This is a genomic window from Bacillus sp. FSL M8-0266 (assembly GCF_038613425.1).
Taxonomy (GTDB): Bacteria; Bacillota; Bacilli; order Bacillales; family Bacillaceae; genus Bacillus; species Bacillus pumilus.
The window spans coordinates 1,596,946-1,614,079 of the sequence record NZ_CP152015.1 but is presented as its reverse complement, the minus strand read 5'-3'; the positions used below and the strand labels follow the sequence as shown (position 1 = coordinate 1,614,079).

Here is a 17,134-nt window from a genome sequence, read left to right as displayed (position 1 = left end):
TTATCCCTTCTTTCTCATGCTGCAAATAAAGAAACCATCTGTTCCGAAATAATGAGGAAGAATTTGCACACTTCCGTTTTGAACAAACGGAGCAACCTGCTCAGGCAGCCGTTCATTAAGAGATAGATCGGGTTCGAAGTCTTGGTGTTCTTGTAAAAACGCATGGATCACTTGTTGATTTTCTGTTGGGTCCATTGTACATGTACTATATACAAGGGTTCCGCCAGGCTTTAAAAGCGGAGCTGTTTCTTTTAAGATTGCCTGCTGAATTGCAGCAAGCCTTGCTGAGTCTTCTTTAGACTTTGTATATTTCATATCTGGTTTTCGTCTAATGACGCCAAATCCAGAACACGGCGCATCAATCAGAATCCGGTCAAATGAAGCTTCGCTGTAATCGCCCTTTGCTTTCCTTGCATCAAGCGCTTTTGCCTCAATTTGAGTAAGGTTCAGACGTTTTGCTGCTTGTTTGATGAGTTTCACTTTATGTTCGTGCAAATCTAGTGAAACAATTTGTCCTTCGTCGTTCATACGCTCTGCGATATGTGTTGATTTTCCGCCTGGAGCCGCACAGGCGTCAAGCACAGCTTCTCCCGGCTGAGGGTCTAGTGCTCTTGCGACAAGCATTGAGCTTTCATCTTGAATGGTCACATAGCCTTCTTGAAAAGAAGGGGTTGAAACGATGGACCCTTTCATCAGCTTAAGTGCATCTTCTGATAAGTCGCCAAGCTCCGTTTCAATTCCGACATCCAGCAGTTCTTGCTGCAGTGCTGCGCGGCCGGTTTTCATTCGATTGACACGAAGGGTTTGCTTTGGCGGTACTAAATGAATGCGGCACATGCTTTCTGCCGCTTCAAATCCGTACGACTGAACCCATTCCTGCACGAGCCATAATGGGTGGCTTGTCTCAATCGAAAGCCGCTTGACTGGATCTTTGATGTCATCAAAAGCCGGAACGCCTTCTCTTTGCACGGATCGAAGAACGCCGTTCACAAGTGAAGATATACCCTTGTGCCCTCTCTTTTTCGTTAGCTCAACTGCTTCATGGATGGCTGCACGATCTGGAATCTTTTCAAGGTACACCATTTGATAAAGGGACATCCGCAAAAGTTGCATGACCCACGGAGCCACCTTTTGCGGTTTTTTCACAAATGGTACCAGCATATAATCTAATGCCAGCTTGTTTTGCAGTGTACCGTACACAAGCTCTGTTAAGAGCGGTTTGTCCTGATCTGCCAAGTCTTTGTCTTTCATGACTGACTGTAAAAGTAAATTACTGTAAGCTTGGTTTTGTTCGAGTTTGATTAAAGCGTCCAGCGCTACTTCTCTCACATTACTTTTCTTCATTCATTAACCCTAATTTCTGTCCCATTTCGATATTTGCGCCTCTTAGGAAGTCTTCGCCGCTCATCTTTTTCTTACCAGCTGGCTGTACACCTGTTAATAAAAGGCCTTGTTTATTCCCAGTTCCAATGACTGGACCTTCTTTTTGAAGCTCAATCACTTTCCCAGGTTCTTCTTGCGCTTCGAGTGGAACTTTTTTCGCTTCCCATACTTTTAGATGAGCCCCGTTCCATTCAGTATAGGCAACTGGCCACGGATTTAAGCCGCGAACTTGGTTGTAAAGCTCTTCACCAGTTTTTGCCCAATCTATTCTTTCTTGCTCCCGCTTAATATTAGGTGCGTACGTTGCCGCTTCTTCATTTTGCGGAATTGGCGAAATAGATCCGCTCAGAACATTTGGCACAGTATCTTTCAATAGTGCAGCGCCTGCAACACTTAATTTGTCATGCAATGTTCCGACATTGTCTAATTCGTCAATTTCTACTTCTACTTTACTGATCATGTCCCCTGCATCAAGTCGTTCCACCATGTACATGATCGTGACGCCTGTTTTCTTTTTGCCTTGAAGGATCGCATAATGGATCGGCGCGCCCCCTCTTAGTTCTGGCAGCAGTGAGGCATGTACATTGATACAGCCAAACTGAGGTTCATCTAGTAATCGTTTTGGCAAAATTTGTCCAAATGCCGCCGTGACAATTAAATCCGGCTTTAAGGCAAGCACTTTATCAATTTCTTCATCAAGGCGCACCTTTTCAGGCTGCAAGACCGGAATGCCGTGCTTTAAGGCTTCCACTTTCACAGGAGGCGGCGTGAGTACTCGTTTTCTGCCTTTCGGGCGATCTGGCTGCGTGACGACCCCGACAACTTCGTATCCTTCTGTTATGAGTGTTTGCAGCACAGGTACTGAGAAATCAGGGGTTCCCATAAATACAATACGTGCCATTTTCTTCACCCTTCCATTTCCGCAAGTTCTTTTTCTGTATAGGTTTGAATGATTTTGGACGTAAATAATATCCCGTCTAAATGATCAATTTCGTGCAATAAGGCTCTTGCTAAAAATCCTTCTGCTTCTATTGTAAATGGTTTGCCTTTCTTATCAAAGGCTTTTACCTTCACATAGCTCGGTCTTTCTACTGTGCCGTATAAAGATGGAAAGCTCAGGCAGCCTTCAATATCTGTTTGATATCCTTTTATTTCAAGAACCTCAGGATTCACTAAATCAATTCTGCCAGGTTCTTCTCCGATATCGACAACAGCAATTCTTTGTGAAATGCCAATTTGTGGTGCTGCTAGTCCGACTCCATCTAGCTCAAGCATTGTATCATACATATCATCAAGCAGTTTTTTGAGCTTTTTATCGAACGTATCGACAGGCTCTGCCTTTTGTTCAAGTACTTCTGCCGGATGCATGACTATTGGTTTTACTGCCACTTAAAGCCCTCCGTTTTACATCATCATATATGGATTCATATCTATTGAAATCATCAATTGTTTTTGTTCCATTTCCTTTTGATAATGATCTTGTATTTTCCGTAGTAAACTTGCCAGTTCATTTTCCCTTTTGTATTTTATCACGCATTGATATCGATATCTATCTTTGATCTTAGCGATTGGTGATGCAGCCGGACCAAGAATTCTTGTATTCGGTGCACAGTTCATTTTGAGGAACTGAACAATTTGATCCGTGACATGTGCTGCCTTCGTCACTTCCTCATGTGATACTGTCACCATCGCCAAAAAGTAATACGGCGGATAGGACTGGTGGCGGCGATGCAGCATCTCCTGTTCATAAAAGGCTTCGTAGTCATGCTGCTTCGTTAATTCAATACTATAGTGAGAAGGCGTATACGATTGAATGATCACAGAGCCCTCTTTTTCATGTCGTCCTGCCCTGCCGCTGACCTGCGTGAGAAGCTGAAATGTTTTTTCACTTGAACGGAAATCAGGGATATGAAGAGACGTATCCGCACTTAGAACACCAACAAGTGTGACATCTGGGAAATCTAGCCCTTTTGCAATCATCTGCGTCCCAAGCAAAATATCTGCTTCTTTATTGCCAAAAGATGTGAGGAGTTTTTCGTGAGCACCTTTACGAGACGTTGTATCCACATCCATTCGGATGACTCTTGCCTCTGGCAGTACTTTTGTCAGCTCTTCTTCTACACGCTGCGTACCCGTACCAAAATAGCGAATATGCTCACTATGGCATTCTGGACATTCAGCTGGCACCGGTGCCTCGTGACCGCAATAATGGCATTTCAACCGTTTTTGATAGCGGTGATAGGTGAGAGAAATTTCGCAATGAGGACATTGCTCCACATATCCGCAATCACGGCACATCACAAAGGATGAATAGCCCCTTTTATTCAGAAATAAGACGGCTTGTTCTTTTCTTTCAAGCACTTCCTTTAATCTGAGCATTAATTCTTCTGAAAACATGGACCTGTTGCCATTTCTCAATTCTTCTCTCATATCAATTAACGAAACGTGCGGCAGCTGCTGCTGGTTGACTCGGTTTTTGAGCGTCAGCAATGTAAACACGCCTTTTTTGGCACGCGCATAGGTTTCAAGTGAAGGAGTTGCACTACCTAAAACAACTGGGCAACGATGCCTTCTGGCTCGTTCAATGGCGACGTCCTTGGCATGATAACGAGGCATTTCCTCTTGTTTATAAGAAGATTCATGCTCTTCATCTATGATAATCATGCCTAGATTTTCAAATGGTGCGAAAACAGCCGATCTCGCGCCCACGACAAGTTTGACTTCCTTGCGGTGGATTTTCCGCCATTCATCATATTTTTCCCCTGTCGATAATCCGCTATGAAGTACAGCCACATTTGAACCGAATCGTTCTTTAAACCGCTGAACCATTTGAGGGGTTAACGAGATTTCAGGAACGAGGACGATCGCTTCTTTTCCTTTTTGAAGGGCATGATCAATCGTCTGCAAGTAAATCTCCGTTTTACCGCTTCCTGTCACCCCGTGCAGCAGAAAGGTTTCATGCCGGTCACCGCTGACTGCTTGATGAATATGTTTTGCCGCTTCTGCTTGTTCTGGCATAAGGTCAAGTGAAGCAGAAGGTGTAAATGCCCGGTCACGATAAGGATCCCGGTAGACCTCTTCATAGCTTTCTGTTAGCAGCCCCTCTTGAATAAAGGTTTTAAGCGTTTGAGAACTCGCGCCTGTTTGCTGCTGCAAGTCTTTCGCTAAAAAGGTCGTCTCACTCGCTTGAAGCAAAAAGGAGAGCAGAGCCTTTTGTTTCACCGCATTTTTCTTCAGCTGCTGCTGTTTTTCTTCAAGCTTATCTTTTGATGCAGCTAGTTGGAGCGTGCGCACTTTTTTCTTTCCAAATTTTTGCGAGACGTGATACCTTACCTCTAAATGACCTTTTTGGACATGCTTTTGAATCTGTTTTAGTTGTTCGGCTGGGATGTCAGCGTAAAGAATGCTGTCTCGCTGACCGAAAAGCTCTTTCAATGACTGCGGAAGTTCTTCATCTGACAGCACTTGAATTTCTTTTTCATACTTCGCCTTCATGGCTGCAGGCAGCATCGATTGAAGTGCCGTAATGTGATAGGACAATGTTTTTTCCGTCAGCCAGTGGGAAAGCTCCAATAGCTCATCTGTCAGAACAGGTGATAAATCAAATAAATCGACAATGTCCTTTATGCTTCCTGTTTTTACATCTGTTTCTTCTTTGACTTTTGTCACAAACCCTTGAATCTTCCTCGGGCCAAAGGGGACGACCACCCTCATTCCCGCTTTGACGAGATCTTTGAATCGATCTGGTACACGGTAATCGAATGGCCGGTCAATGGCTTTCGTTGTGACATCTACGATGACTTCAGCAATCATGCGCGATCACGCTCTTTTGGCAACAGCTGTTTTGCCTCCTTTAAGATTTCAAAAGCGAGGTCTTTTTTGCTCATCATCGGCAGTTCTGTTGTTGTACCATCTGCTTTGATGATTGCTGCTACATTTGTGTCTGTGCCAAAACCTGCACCTTCTTTTGTGACATTGTTGGCTACAATCATATCTAAATGCTTGGATTCGATTTTCTTTTTCGCATAATATTCTACATCCTGCGTTTCAGCTGCAAAACCGACAAGCACTTGATGCTCTTTTCTTTTCCCCAGCTCTTTTAAAATATCTTTTGTCCGGGTGAATTCAATTTCTAAGCCGCCGTCCTGTTTTTTCATTTTATGAGGATATGAGGTCACAGGGGTATAGTCGGCGACTGCTGCTGATTTAATGACAAGGTCCGCTTCCTCGTACACAGCTAATGCGGCTTGATACATGTCCTCTGCCGATTCAACGTGTACCACATGTACATGATCAGGTGCCGTTAAAGAAACAGGTCCTGAAATAAGCGTGACATCAGCTCCCATCTGCTGCGCAGCCTCTGCAATTGCATAGCCCATTTTTCCTGACGATCGATTTGTAAAGAAACGCACAGGATCGATGACTTCTCGTGTAGGACCTGCTGTCACCACGACTTTTTTACCTGAAAGCGGTAAGTTTTTTGGCTCTTCAAAAAATGCACGGATGTGCTCAACTATTTTTTCAGGCTCCTCTAATCGCCCTTTTCCAATATAGCCACAGGCTAAATAACCTTCACTCGGTTCAATAAACCGGTAGCCGTCCTCATATAATGTGCGAATGTTCCGCTTTACAGCCGGGTGATCATACATATGCACATTCATAGCTGGTGCGATCCATACAGGAGCAGTTGAAGCAAGTAAGGTCGTCGTGAGCATATCATCTGCAAGCCCTGCCGCCATTTTACCAATCGTATGTGCTGTTGCAGGGGCAACAAGAATGAGGTCGGCCCAGTCAGCTACGTCAATATGCGCAATGACTTTTGGATTGTTTTCTTTAAATGTATCCACATACACCTCATGTCGAGACAGTGCTTGGAAGGTAAGCGGAGACACAAACTCACGGGCAGATTCTGTCATAATCACTCTTACATTTGCGCCCGCCTGTACGAGTTTACTAGTAAGTGCAGCTGCTTTATATACGGCGATTCCTCCGCTGACGCCGAGCAAAATATTTTTTGACTGTAACATTCGTTTGTCCCCCTTAACGGCCTTTTTCACAAATTCGTCTACAATTCAAAAAAGTCAAAACCAATCATAGTTTTGACTTTTTTGAACGTATCGTATCTGCATAGCAGAAGCGATGTGTTATTCTTGATCCTCTTTTTCAAATGTCAAAAGACCGGCATCAATTTCTTCAAGTGCTTTGCCTACAAATTTGTAAGACTTTGTATTTTCAATTTGCTGATCTTGATGGATCTGCATTTCACGTGCACGGCGTGCAGACACTGTCACAAGTGTGTATTTTGAATCAAGTTTGTTCATCAATGAGTCAATTGAAGGATCTAACATAGTTTATTCTACCCCCAGCATTTTTTTATATCTTGGTGCGACTCTGTCTCTGCGCAGGTGTTCTGCAAGGACGATCGCTTTGATTCTTTCACAAGCAAGCTCGACATCATCGTTTTCCACGACATAGTCGTAAGCATCCATCATTTCAATCTCTTCTTTTGCAGCAGCCATTCGATTTCGAATGAGCTCCTCAGACTCTGTACCACGTGTAATGATGCGGTTCTGAAGTTCTGAAAGACTAGGCGGTGCAAGGAAAATAAAAAGACCTTCTGGGAATGCTTCTCTTACTTGAAGTGCACCTTGCACTTCGATTTCAAGGAAAACATCTTTTCCTTCGCTTAATGTCTGTTCTACATAGTCAACAGGCGTGCCGTAGTAATTCCCGACATACTCTGCCCATTCTAACAGCTTTTTGTTTTCAATCATATGTTCAAATTCTTCCCTGGATTTAAAGAAATAATCGACACCATTTCTTTCACCTTCACGCGGTTTACGTGTTGTCACAGAAATTGAGTATTCAAATTTCGTATCTTCCTGGGAGAAAATGGCTTGTCTGACCGTTCCTTTTCCAACTCCCGAAGGTCCAGAGAGAACGATTAATAGTCCTCTTTCTTTCATAATGGCGTATTACCCCTGCCCTTCATCTATGATTTCTTCTTTTACAGAAAGTCTTTGCGCGACAGTCTCAGGCTGAACGGCAGATAAGATGACATGGTCACTGTCCATAATGACAACAGCACGGGTTCTTCTTCCGTATGTAGCATCTATGAGCATGCCTCGATCTCTTGCGTCTTGTATCATTCGTTTAATCGGTGCTGATTCCGGACTGACGATCGAAATCATCCGATTCGCTGAAATGATGTTTCCAAATCCGATATTGATCAACTTTATGGTCATCTTCTAACGTCCCCCTGTATTATAAACGTCTCTAGTCTCGCCGAAAGAGACGTACTGTAAACAGCATACACAATGACTATTCTATATTTTGCACTTGTTCTTTTATTTTTTCAATAGCACTTTTCATTTCAACCACCAGCTTTGTTAAGTGATGATGGTTCGCTTTTGAGCCAATGGTGTTCACTTCACGGTTGAGCTCCTGTACAAGAAAATCAAGTTTTCTGCCAGCAGCACCGCCTTGCATCAAGATTTGCTGGAATTGCTGAAAGTGACTTTTCAATCTCGTAATCTCTTCTGTAATGTCACAGCGGTCAGCAAAGATCGCAGCCTCTGTTGTCAATCTGCTTTCGTCAAGCGCCTTTCCGATCCATTCTTGCAATCTCTGATTGAGCCTGTCTTTATACTGACTCACAACCTCTGGTGCAAAGACTTTGATTTCTTCTGTATAGGCCTCTAATTCAGAAAGCCTCAACTCACAGTCTTTTTGAAGTGATGTTCCCTCCTGCTCTCTCATGAAGCAAAGCTCCTTGACAGCCGTTTCACAAGCTTCCATCAGCAATTGCTCTAATTGCTCATTTCGGCTGGACGATTCTTCTACTTGAACGGCATGCTCTAGCCCCAGTAAGTCATGTGCATGCTGAATGCCTGAAATGTGATAGCGTTTCTCGAGATCTTTTGCGGCTTTCATGTATTCATCAAGTAGCGGCCAGTCGATCTGCAAGGACCGGCTTGCTAGTTTACCGCCTTCAATCGTAACAAACAACTCAATTCTACCACGCTGCACGTGACGAAGAATGATTTTTTTTAATGTGTCTTCGAAATATAAAAGCGGCCTCGGCAAACGGGCATGAACCTCTTTAAAACGGTGATTGACCGATTTTAACTCAACTGACACTGTCAGTTCTCCATCCGTTTTACTCGCTTGACCGAATCCCGTCATACTGCGTATCATGTCAAAACACCCAATTCTTTCATATTAATAAATGAAAAAGGTAATAGCAGACACTATTACCTCAAAATTATACCATAACGAATTATTTTTTTCTTGTCAAAAGTGATCCTGCCAGTAAAAAAGTTGGCAGTGCAGACATACCGATGATCAGCAGCCAATCAATTGGTGCAATCGCCACCGTTTTGAAAATCGGCTGAAGCGGCGGATAATAAATGACCACAAACATCAGTAAAAGTGATGACAAAACCGCACCGATTAAGTAGAGATTCCCGAATGGATTGCGTTCAAAGATAGATCGTTCACTTCGGCAGTCAAATACATGAATGAGCTGCGCCAACACAAGCGTACTAAATGCAACAGTCTGTGCATATGGCAGGTTGTTTGGATCACGGTGATACACAAACATAAATGCTAAAAGGGTCGCAAGTCCAATGAGGAACCCTCTAGATACAACCTTCCAGCCGAGCCCTCTAGCAAAAATCCCCTCTTTCATATTCCTCGGCTTCCTTTTCATGACATCGCCTTCTGGCTTATCCATACCAAGCGCCATCGCCGGAAGACCATCTGTGACAAGGTTGACCCATAAAATTTGAATAGGAACGAGAGGAAGCGGAAGCGCTAGAAGCATCGCAAACAGCATAACCAAAATTTCTCCCACATTTGATGCGAGCAAATAGCGAACAAATTTACGAATGTTTTCATAAATATTTCGGCCTTCTTTAATGGCCGATTTAATGGTCGCAAAGTTGTCATCAAGTAAAATAAGAGAGGACGCTTCCTTGGCTACGTCTGTTCCAGTGATGCCCATGGAGATACCGATATCTGCTTGCTTAATTGCAGGCGCATCATTGACCCCGTCACCTGTCATCGCTACAATATGTCCATTTTTTTGATAAGCCTTCACAATTCTCAGCTTATGCTCCGGTGATACCCGTGCAAAGACGTATACATTTTCAGCCGTTTGCTCAAGCTCTTTGTCACTCAGCTGATCCAGCGCTTTTCCGTCGAGCACCTTTCCTTGCTTTGGTAAAAGGCTCAAGTCTTTTGCGATCGCTTTGGCTGTTTCCACGTGATCCCCTGTAATCATGACTGTTTTTATGCCCGCATCCCTACACTCTTTAATCGCTCGTCTCACTTCAGGACGAGGCGGGTCGATCATGCCCTCTAGTCCGATAAATGTTAAATCAGTTTCAGCCTGCTGGACAGTGGTGATTTTCTCTGTCAGACCAACTTTTTTATACGCAATGGCAATCGTTCTCAGCGCTTGTCTTGCTAATCCTTGAATCGCAGCCTCTGTTTCTTGCCTGTGAGTGGTTGAAAATGAAGCTGTGCGTCCGCCGTGCATGATATGGCTTGAACGGTTCATCAAGACATCCGGCGCACCTTTTGCAATGACGTACCGCTCTTTTTGATTCGTTTCGACGACGACTGACATCATCTTTCTTTCTGAATCAAAAGGAAACTCTTCTACTACGTGAAATCCTGCTTCAATGAATTGCTCTGTAAAACCCGCTTTACGTGCTGCGGTGAGAAGTGCCCCCTCTGTCGGATCACCATCAAGCCTCATTTCGCCATCTTTTTCAACGATGGTCGATGTATTACAAAGCGCCCCGTATAATAACACCTTTTTCAGGCTTGGATGTTTGTCTACATGGACAAGTTCTCCGTTCAAGGTGAAATCACCAGATGGCTCATAGCCCGTACCAGAAATATTCCACGTTTTGCCCTCTGCCCATACATGGGTCACAGTCATTTTATTTTGCGTCATGGTTCCTGTTTTGTCTGAGCAAATAATCGACGCACAGCCAAGAGTCTCCACCGCCGGGAGCTTTCTGACAATCGATTTTTGTTTGATCATCCGCTGTACTCCTAAGGAAAGTGCGACGGTGACAATCGCCGGCAGCCCTTCAGGAATGGCAGCAACCGCAAGAGATACTCCCGCCAGGAACATATGATACAAATCATGTCCTTGCACAATGCCAAGAACCACAACGAGCACAGTTAAAAATAAAGCAGCCACAATGAGGATTTTCCCCAGCTGTTCGAGACGTCTTTGCAGCGGTGTTTCCATATTCCCTGCTGCATCCAGCATGCCGGCAATTTGTCCCATCGCTGTATTCATTCCTGTACCAATGACAACGCCCACGCCGCTTCCTCTAGTGACAAGCGTCCCCATAAAGGCCATGTTCGTCAAATCTCCAAGCGAGACATGATTACTAGAAAGCGGACTTGCGTGTTTGACTGCTGGAATGGATTCGCCAGTGAGAGCAGACTCCTCGATTTCCAGGCTCTTTGTTTCTAGTAATCTAATATCTGCCCCAATCCGGTCTCCACTTGAAAATTTCACAATATCCCCTGGCACGAGATGTTTGGACGGGATCTTGATCCATTCATTATTTCTCCTTGCATATACATGCGGAGTTGATAATTCCTTTAGCGCTTGAAGGGATTTTTCCGCCCGGCGTTCTTGATAAAATCCGAGCACTCCATTAATTAGAACAATCGCTACAATGGCGACTGCATCAATGTATTCGCCTAGAAAAGCAGAAATGATCGTTGCTGCAAGCAAGATTAACACCATAAAGTCTTTAAATTGCGCTAAAAAAATGATCAGAGCCGACGCCTTTTTCCCTTCTTGCAATTCATTTGGCCCGTGTTTTTCAAGCCGTTTTTGTACATCTTTTTCTGACAGTCCGTCACCTATCGATGTATTCATTGTTTTTAATAAATCGGTTTGGTTCAGTTCATGCCAATTCATTTGACCTCGTCCACTCCTCTTTTGTTCTCTCTCATATGCAGTGTTCTATAAGCCAGTTTATTCAGACTCGTCCTAAATCATGCTATAATAATAAGACTGCCTAAAGAACGAGAAATGGAAGGTTCTTTCAGTAGATTTGTGTGAAAGAAGAGGGTGTATCCAACATGTCATTTGACGGCATTTTTACATATGGTATGACAAATGAATTGCAAGAGACATTAACTGGTGGAAGAATTTCAAAAATTCATCAGCCATATAAGCACGAGTTGATTTTTCATATCCGGGCAAACGGAAAAAATCACAAGCTCCTTTTATCCGCTCATCCGAGCTACGCTAGAGTGCAGCTCACAGAGCAGCAATATGACAATCCAAGCGAACCTCCAATGTTTTGTATGCTCCTTAGAAAACATCTTGAGGGCGGATTCATTGAGCGTTTCGAACAAATTGGATTTGACCGTGTGATCGTACTTCATGTACGAAGTCGCAATGAAATTGGCGACGAACAGACTCGAAAGCTCTACATTGAAATCATGGGAAGGCATAGTAATTTGATTCTTGTCGAAGATGACACGCAGCAGATCATCGATGGCTTGAAGCATCTTTCTCCATCTGTGAACAGCTATCGAACAGTGCTTCCTGGTCACGAATACCTTCTGCCGCCTGCGCAGCAAAAATTAAATCCGTTTGCAGTAACGAAGGACGATATTTTAAAGCATTTACGCTTTCAAGAAGGAATGATCGCAAAGCAAATTGTCGAAACATTCTCTGGGGTTTCTCCGCTGTTTGCAAAGGAAGCTGTACACAGGGCCGGTCTTGCCAATAAGGAAACTATTCCAAATACGCTACTCGACATGTTCCAGCTGATTCGCATGCATTCCTTTACCCCGCAGCTCACAAGAAAAGACGGGAAAGAATATTTCTATTTATTAGAACTGCAGCATGTCGATGGTGAAATAAAGACATTCGACTCTCTCAGCCAGCTGCTTGACCGCTTTTATTTCGGCAAAGCTGAAAGAGACAGAGTGAAACAACAAGCGTCTGACCTTGAACGGTTTGTCGTAAATGAAAAAAAGAAAAATGAAAACAAACTCAAAAAACTGAACAGAACCCTTGAAGAATCTCAAAATGCCCATAAATACCAGCTCTATGGCGAATTGCTAACAGCCAATTTATATGCCATCAAAAAAGGGGATAAAGAAGCGACTGTCATCAATTATTACGATGAAGATGGCGGAGAAATCACAATACCGCTCAAAACAAACAAAACCCCTTCTGAAAATGCGCAAGCATATTTCATAAAATATCAAAAGGCAAAAAATGCAGTAGAAGCGGTCAATGAGCAAATTGAGCGGACGCATGAAGAGATTGCTTATTTTGATGAGTTGATTCAGCAGCTCTCCTCTGCCTCACCGAAGGATTTAGAGGAAATGAGAGAAGAGCTTGTTGAAGGGAAATATTTACGCGCCAAACAAAAGCGTAACGCCAAAAAGAAAAAAACGGCGGCCATTCAGCTTGAAGCGTATGAATCGTCTCAAGGGATTCCGATATTAGTCGGAAAAAACAACAAACAAAACGAGTATTTAACCACAAAGGCGGCTGCCCGTGACGACATTTGGCTACACACGAAGGATATTCCTGGATCACATGTCGTCATCCGGCATCAAACGCCTGATGAACAGACGCTACTTGAAGCGGCTCAAATCGCTGCCTACTTCTCAAAGGCAAAAGAGTCGAGCTCCGTTCCTGTCGATTACACGAAAATCCGGCATGTGAAAAAACCAAAGGGAGCCAAGCCCGGATTTGTGACGTATGATCAACAGCAAACATTATTTGTCACGCCTGACGAAGATGTGGTGCTAAAGCTGCGAAAATAATAAAAGCCGATAAAATCCTTTCAAGAGATTTTATCGGCTTTTTCTTTGTTGTTTTTTTCTTTCGATATAGAGAGCATCAAGTGCATCTACATCCTCTTGTTCAAGCAATGTCTCAATTTCCGCAGCCAGCTGTTTTGTCCGGGCTGGGCTTGCACCGCTTGTAGAGACTGAAATCGTCACTTTCCCTGCTTTGACCACCTTTGGTACGATCACATTGCCAAGCTCTGATTGACTCACACAATTCACAAGCTGGTAAGGCCGTGCTGTTTGTGCAATCCATTCATTTACCGCCGGATCGTTTGTAGCAGCGACAATGAAAAAAGCATCCTCTACATCTTCAGCTTCCACTTTCTTTTCTTTCCAATTCAGGTTGTATGTATCAATGAGACGTGCCATCTCTTTAGAAATGTCAGGACTCACGATGGTGATGTGGCAAGGCTCTATGCATAGCGCCTCTGCCCTTCTTGCGGCTATTTTTCCACCGCCGGCGATGAGCACTTGTTGATTGGTTAAATCAAGATGGACTGGAAGCATGGCTTTCTCCTTGGAAATGAAACGCATCGTCTTTGTTTAAAATGGTTTCTTGCACGCGTTCAATATAAGCTGCTTTTACATGCGGATGAAAGCCAATATACCGGCATACCCGGACATCTTTCAGCCTCTCTCTCGCCTTAGCCGCTTCGCTTTCAATGTCTTTCATTAAAATACCCGTAAACAACAAGTAAGGAACGAGATAGACAGGCGTATCATCATCTGCTGTTAATTGCGCCAGAACATCTCGGTAATCTGGCTCACATGCTGTAATAAAACATGGCAAGACCTCAGCAAGAGGCAGCAGGCGCCGGACATCGTCCGCAATGCCAAACACATCTCGTTTCACATCTGGATCAGAGCTTCCGCGGCCAATTAAAAGAATCCGTGCTTTCCCGCTTTGATATCCTGCTTCTTCAATTCTTGCAGCAACTGCTTTTGTCACTTCCTGATTGACCCCAATTGGTTTCCCGTATGTGACCTTCACTTGCGGGTATCGTTTTTGAACTTTCTCAATCTCAACTGGAATATCCGATTTAGCATGCATAGCAGTTAAAAGGAGGAGCGGGACAATTGCAATGTGTGTAGCTCCTTTTTTCACACAGGCTTCAAAACCTTCCTCTATAGAAGGGGCTGTCAGTTCTAAAAAACAAATTTCTTGTATTTCGGCTTCTACTAACGGCATACAGCTTTTCATAAAAGAAATGGCTTTATCTTGTGCTTCTTTTACCCTGCTTCCATGCCCAACATAAAGTACAGCTTGTTTCATGCGGCTCCTCCCTCTCACTTGTTTTGTTCAGACGAAAAGACACGATCAATGTACGTGTCTTGTCTTTATCAATCTCATTTCTCAATAAGGGCAGGTTCAAACCAGTTCAGCTTTTGGTGAAAATGAACGACATCTCCAACAACTATTAAGCTTGGATGCTCGATGCCTTCTTTTTCAACGGTTTCAGATAGTGTCGCCACAGTGCAGCAAGTCGTCTTTTGCCTCGTCGTGGTTCCCCAGTGTATAAACGCTGCTGGCGTTTCAGGATCACGTCCATTTTTTAAAAGAAGCTGCTGCACTCTTTCTACGTTTTTGACGCCCATGTAAATCACAAGGGTATCAATCCCCGTAGCCAGTGCCTCCCACTTTTCTTCAAAATGCTCATCTTTTTGATAGTGACCCGTGACAAACGCAACATTCGAGCTGAATTCACGGTGCGTCACAGGAATGCCTGCATAAGCAGCTGCTGCAATACCAGAGGTAATCCCCGGGACAACTTCATATGGAATTCCGTGCTCAGCTAAGCATTCGATTTCTTCACCGCCGCGGCCAAATACGAAGGGGTCGCCGCCTTTCAGACGGACGACAACATTCCCTTCCTTTGCATAGGTCACAAGGGCTTCATTGATGGCTTCCTGTCTCATCGTATGATGATTCGGGAGCTTGCCGCAATAGATTAATTCCGCCTCGGGTTTGGCGTGGGCGAGTATTTCTTGATTGACAAGGCGATCATATAAAATGACATCTGCCTGCTGTATTGCCTTATGGGCTTTTAATGTAATTAAGTCTGGATCCCCAGGTCCAGCCCCCACAATGTATACTTTCCCCATCGTGCTTTTCTCCCCCTGCCATCAGGCGATTATTTCGCTCTTCCCTTTACATAATCAACAAGACGCTGTTTGGACTCTTCACGCGATAATTCACCTGTATCTAGAACGAGCTCAGGTGCTGCTGGCTCTTCATATGGTGAATCAATTCCGGTGAAAAATGGAATTTCGCCATTTCTAGCTTTTTTATATAAACCCTTTGGGTCACGCTCTTCGCATACGTTCAGATCACATTTCACAAAAACTTCGTGAAATTCTCCCGCTTCAACTAACTGTCTGACAATGCGGCGGTCTTCTTGAAATGGTGAAATAAAAGCCGTGATGACAATCGTTCCTTGCTCAACGAATAATTTCGCCACTTCTCCGATGCGGCGGATGTTCTCTTTTCTGTCATCATCTGAAAACCCTAAATCTTTATTCAGTCCATGCCGCACATTATCGCCATCAAGAACAGTGACTTGATAACCTTGTTCAAACAGCTCTCTAGCCGCTGCATTTGCGATTGTTGATTTACCTGATCCACTTAGACCTGTGAGCCAAATAATGCCGCTTTTATGATTGTTTTTTTGTTGATATTCTTTTTTTGTAATAGATGAATCATGCCACACGATATGTTCGTTGCTCATGTCATACCCTCCCATTAAGATACCGTCGTTTTTAATCCTTCGATTAATGTTTCAATGACTTCTTTTCGGCTGAACGTGCTTGGCGGTAATTCTCCGTTTCTCAGCATCGTTCGAACCTTTGTACCTGAAAGAATGACATGCTCGCTTTTATCGTGAGGACATGTTTTTGGTGTTGCCATTGCTTCACATGTATTACAGTAGAAGCTATGTTCAAATTTTAACGGGGTAATGCCAATTTCTTCGCTTGTAAATTGTTCAAATAACTCCTGCGCCTCGTATGTGCCGTAATAATCACCAACACCTGCATGATCTCTTCCCACAATAAAGTGAGTACAGCCGTAATTTTTACGAACAAGCGCGTGAAAGATTGCTTCCTTTGGTCCAGCATAACGCATTGCCGCAGGAAAAACACCTAAAAAGACGCGATCCTTTGGGTAATAACCGTTCAATAACACTTGATAGCTTTTCATTCTCACGTCTGCCGGAATATCGTCTGATTTTGTTTCACCGACAAGTGGATTTAAAAATAAACCATCGACGGTTTCAAGTGCTGTCTTTTGAATATATTCATGGGCACGGTGAACAGGGTTTCTCGTTTGGAAACCAACAATCGTTTTCCAGCCGTTCTCTTTAAAATGACGTCTTGTTTCTTCTGGCTCATACGTAAATTGAGGGAATGGTTTTTCGCTGCGTTTTGTCAGTGTAATTTTACCGCCAATGTACGTGTCACCGCGTTCAAATAATTTTTTCACGCCTGGATGATTGCGGTCATCAGTTTTATACACATTCACCGCTTCTTTTTCCTTATCTGGTGTGTATTGATCCTCTACTTCAATCACGCCATATACAGTTCCATTATACGATAGACGCACAATATCGCCTCGATGGATTTCCGTTGCCTTTTCCTTTGTCACTGGCAGTGTAATAGGAAGAGACCAAACGACACCACTTGCTAGCCGCATACTGCTCACAACCGCTTCATAATCAGCTTTTGTTAAAAACCCTTCAATTGGACTATACCCGCCAATTGCTATGAGTTCAAGGTCTGCAAAAGAGATAGCATCTAGTTCAATTTCCTTCGCAGCCATGCTGAGGTCATACTCTTCATTTACTCGATTAATTAATACGCCACCATGTGGTGTTAAACTCATTTGTTCATCTTCCTCTCA

The 17,134-nt window shown here is 43.7% G+C and carries 16 protein-coding genes; 1 reads left to right on the top strand and 15 read right to left on the bottom strand.

Features of this window, described 5'->3' with window-relative positions; all coding sequences use genetic code 11:
• The 10 genes from rsmB to MKY83_RS08060 form a co-directional block, all read right to left on the bottom strand.
• Complete coding sequence (rsmB, locus tag MKY83_RS08105; protein WP_185107224.1) at positions 1-1,344, bottom strand: 16S rRNA (cytosine(967)-C(5))-methyltransferase RsmB; 1,344 nt, start codon at positions 1,342-1,344, stop codon at positions 1-3.
• Complete coding sequence (gene fmt, locus MKY83_RS08100; protein WP_113767652.1) at positions 1,331-2,284, bottom strand: methionyl-tRNA formyltransferase; 954 nt, start codon at positions 2,282-2,284, stop codon at positions 1,331-1,333. The genes rsmB and fmt overlap by 14 nt, the downstream gene beginning before the upstream one ends.
• A 5-nt stretch (positions 2,285-2,289) precedes the next feature.
• Positions 2,290-2,772, bottom strand: coding sequence for a peptide deformylase (def, locus tag MKY83_RS08095; protein WP_065097256.1), 483 nt, complete (start codon positions 2,770-2,772; stop codon positions 2,290-2,292).
• 15 nt (positions 2,773-2,787) lie between these two features.
• On the bottom strand, positions 2,788-5,196 hold the full coding sequence (priA, locus tag MKY83_RS08090; protein ID WP_342488489.1) for a primosomal protein N': 2,409 nt from the start codon (positions 5,194-5,196) through the stop codon (positions 2,788-2,790).
• Positions 5,193-6,410 carry a bifunctional phosphopantothenoylcysteine decarboxylase/phosphopantothenate--cysteine ligase CoaBC gene (coaBC, locus tag MKY83_RS08085; protein WP_113767650.1) on the bottom strand — a complete coding sequence of 406 codons (1,218 nt, stop codon included), beginning with the start codon at positions 6,408-6,410 and terminating at the stop codon, positions 5,193-5,195. The genes priA and coaBC overlap by 4 nt, the downstream gene beginning before the upstream one ends.
• A gap of 117 nt (positions 6,411-6,527) precedes the next feature.
• Positions 6,528-6,731 (bottom strand): DNA-directed RNA polymerase subunit omega, encoded by a 204-nt coding sequence (gene rpoZ, locus MKY83_RS08080; protein WP_003211647.1) that lies wholly within the window; start codon positions 6,729-6,731, stop codon positions 6,528-6,530.
• A gap of 3 nt (positions 6,732-6,734) precedes the next feature.
• Entirely contained in the window at positions 6,735-7,349 is a 615-nt protein-coding gene (gene gmk, locus MKY83_RS08075; RefSeq protein WP_003212381.1) for a guanylate kinase, read from the bottom strand.
• A 9-nt stretch (positions 7,350-7,358) separates the two neighbouring features.
• Positions 7,359-7,628, bottom strand: a complete 270-nt coding sequence (remA, locus tag MKY83_RS08070; RefSeq protein ID WP_008344898.1) for an extracellular matrix/biofilm regulator RemA — start codon at positions 7,626-7,628, stop codon at positions 7,359-7,361.
• Between the two features lie 76 nt (positions 7,629-7,704).
• The gene (locus MKY83_RS08065; protein ID WP_342488484.1) at positions 7,705-8,580 is read right to left on the bottom strand and encodes a YicC/YloC family endoribonuclease; all 876 of its coding nucleotides are present in this window, start codon (positions 8,578-8,580) and stop codon (positions 7,705-7,707) included.
• An 82-nt stretch (positions 8,581-8,662) separates the two neighbouring features.
• Entirely contained in the window at positions 8,663-11,338 is a 2,676-nt protein-coding gene (locus MKY83_RS08060) for a calcium-translocating P-type ATPase, SERCA-type (RefSeq protein ID WP_342488483.1), read from the bottom strand.
• Between the two features lie 164 nt (positions 11,339-11,502).
• Here MKY83_RS08060 and MKY83_RS08055 point away from each other — a divergent pair, with 164 nt between their 5' ends.
• The gene (locus MKY83_RS08055; RefSeq protein WP_065097251.1) at positions 11,503-13,212 is read left to right on the top strand and encodes an NFACT RNA binding domain-containing protein; all 1,710 of its coding nucleotides are present in this window, start codon (positions 11,503-11,505) and stop codon (positions 13,210-13,212) included.
• Between the two features lie 30 nt (positions 13,213-13,242).
• On the opposite strand, the gene MKY83_RS08050 is transcribed toward MKY83_RS08055, so the two are convergent.
• From MKY83_RS08050 to sat, 5 genes are all read right to left on the bottom strand, one after another.
• Positions 13,243-13,746, bottom strand: coding sequence for a bifunctional precorrin-2 dehydrogenase/sirohydrochlorin ferrochelatase (locus MKY83_RS08050; protein WP_106067390.1), 504 nt, complete (start codon positions 13,744-13,746; stop codon positions 13,243-13,245).
• Entirely contained in the window at positions 13,727-14,512 is a 786-nt protein-coding gene (locus MKY83_RS08045) for a sirohydrochlorin chelatase (protein WP_278179063.1), read from the bottom strand. Before MKY83_RS08045 ends, MKY83_RS08050 begins: the two co-directional genes overlap by 20 nt.
• A 74-nt stretch (positions 14,513-14,586) precedes the next feature.
• Positions 14,587-15,342 (bottom strand): uroporphyrinogen-III C-methyltransferase, encoded by a 756-nt coding sequence (cobA, locus tag MKY83_RS08040; protein ID WP_106065261.1) that lies wholly within the window; start codon positions 15,340-15,342, stop codon positions 14,587-14,589.
• 29 nt (positions 15,343-15,371) lie between these two features.
• On the bottom strand, positions 15,372-15,965 hold the full coding sequence (gene cysC / locus MKY83_RS08035; RefSeq protein WP_044141963.1) for an adenylyl-sulfate kinase: 594 nt from the start codon (positions 15,963-15,965) through the stop codon (positions 15,372-15,374).
• Between the two features lie 14 nt (positions 15,966-15,979).
• Positions 15,980-17,116 (bottom strand): sulfate adenylyltransferase, encoded by a 1,137-nt coding sequence (gene sat / locus MKY83_RS08030; protein ID WP_342488481.1) that lies wholly within the window; start codon positions 17,114-17,116, stop codon positions 15,980-15,982.
• Positions 17,117-17,134 lie beyond the last annotated feature (18 nt).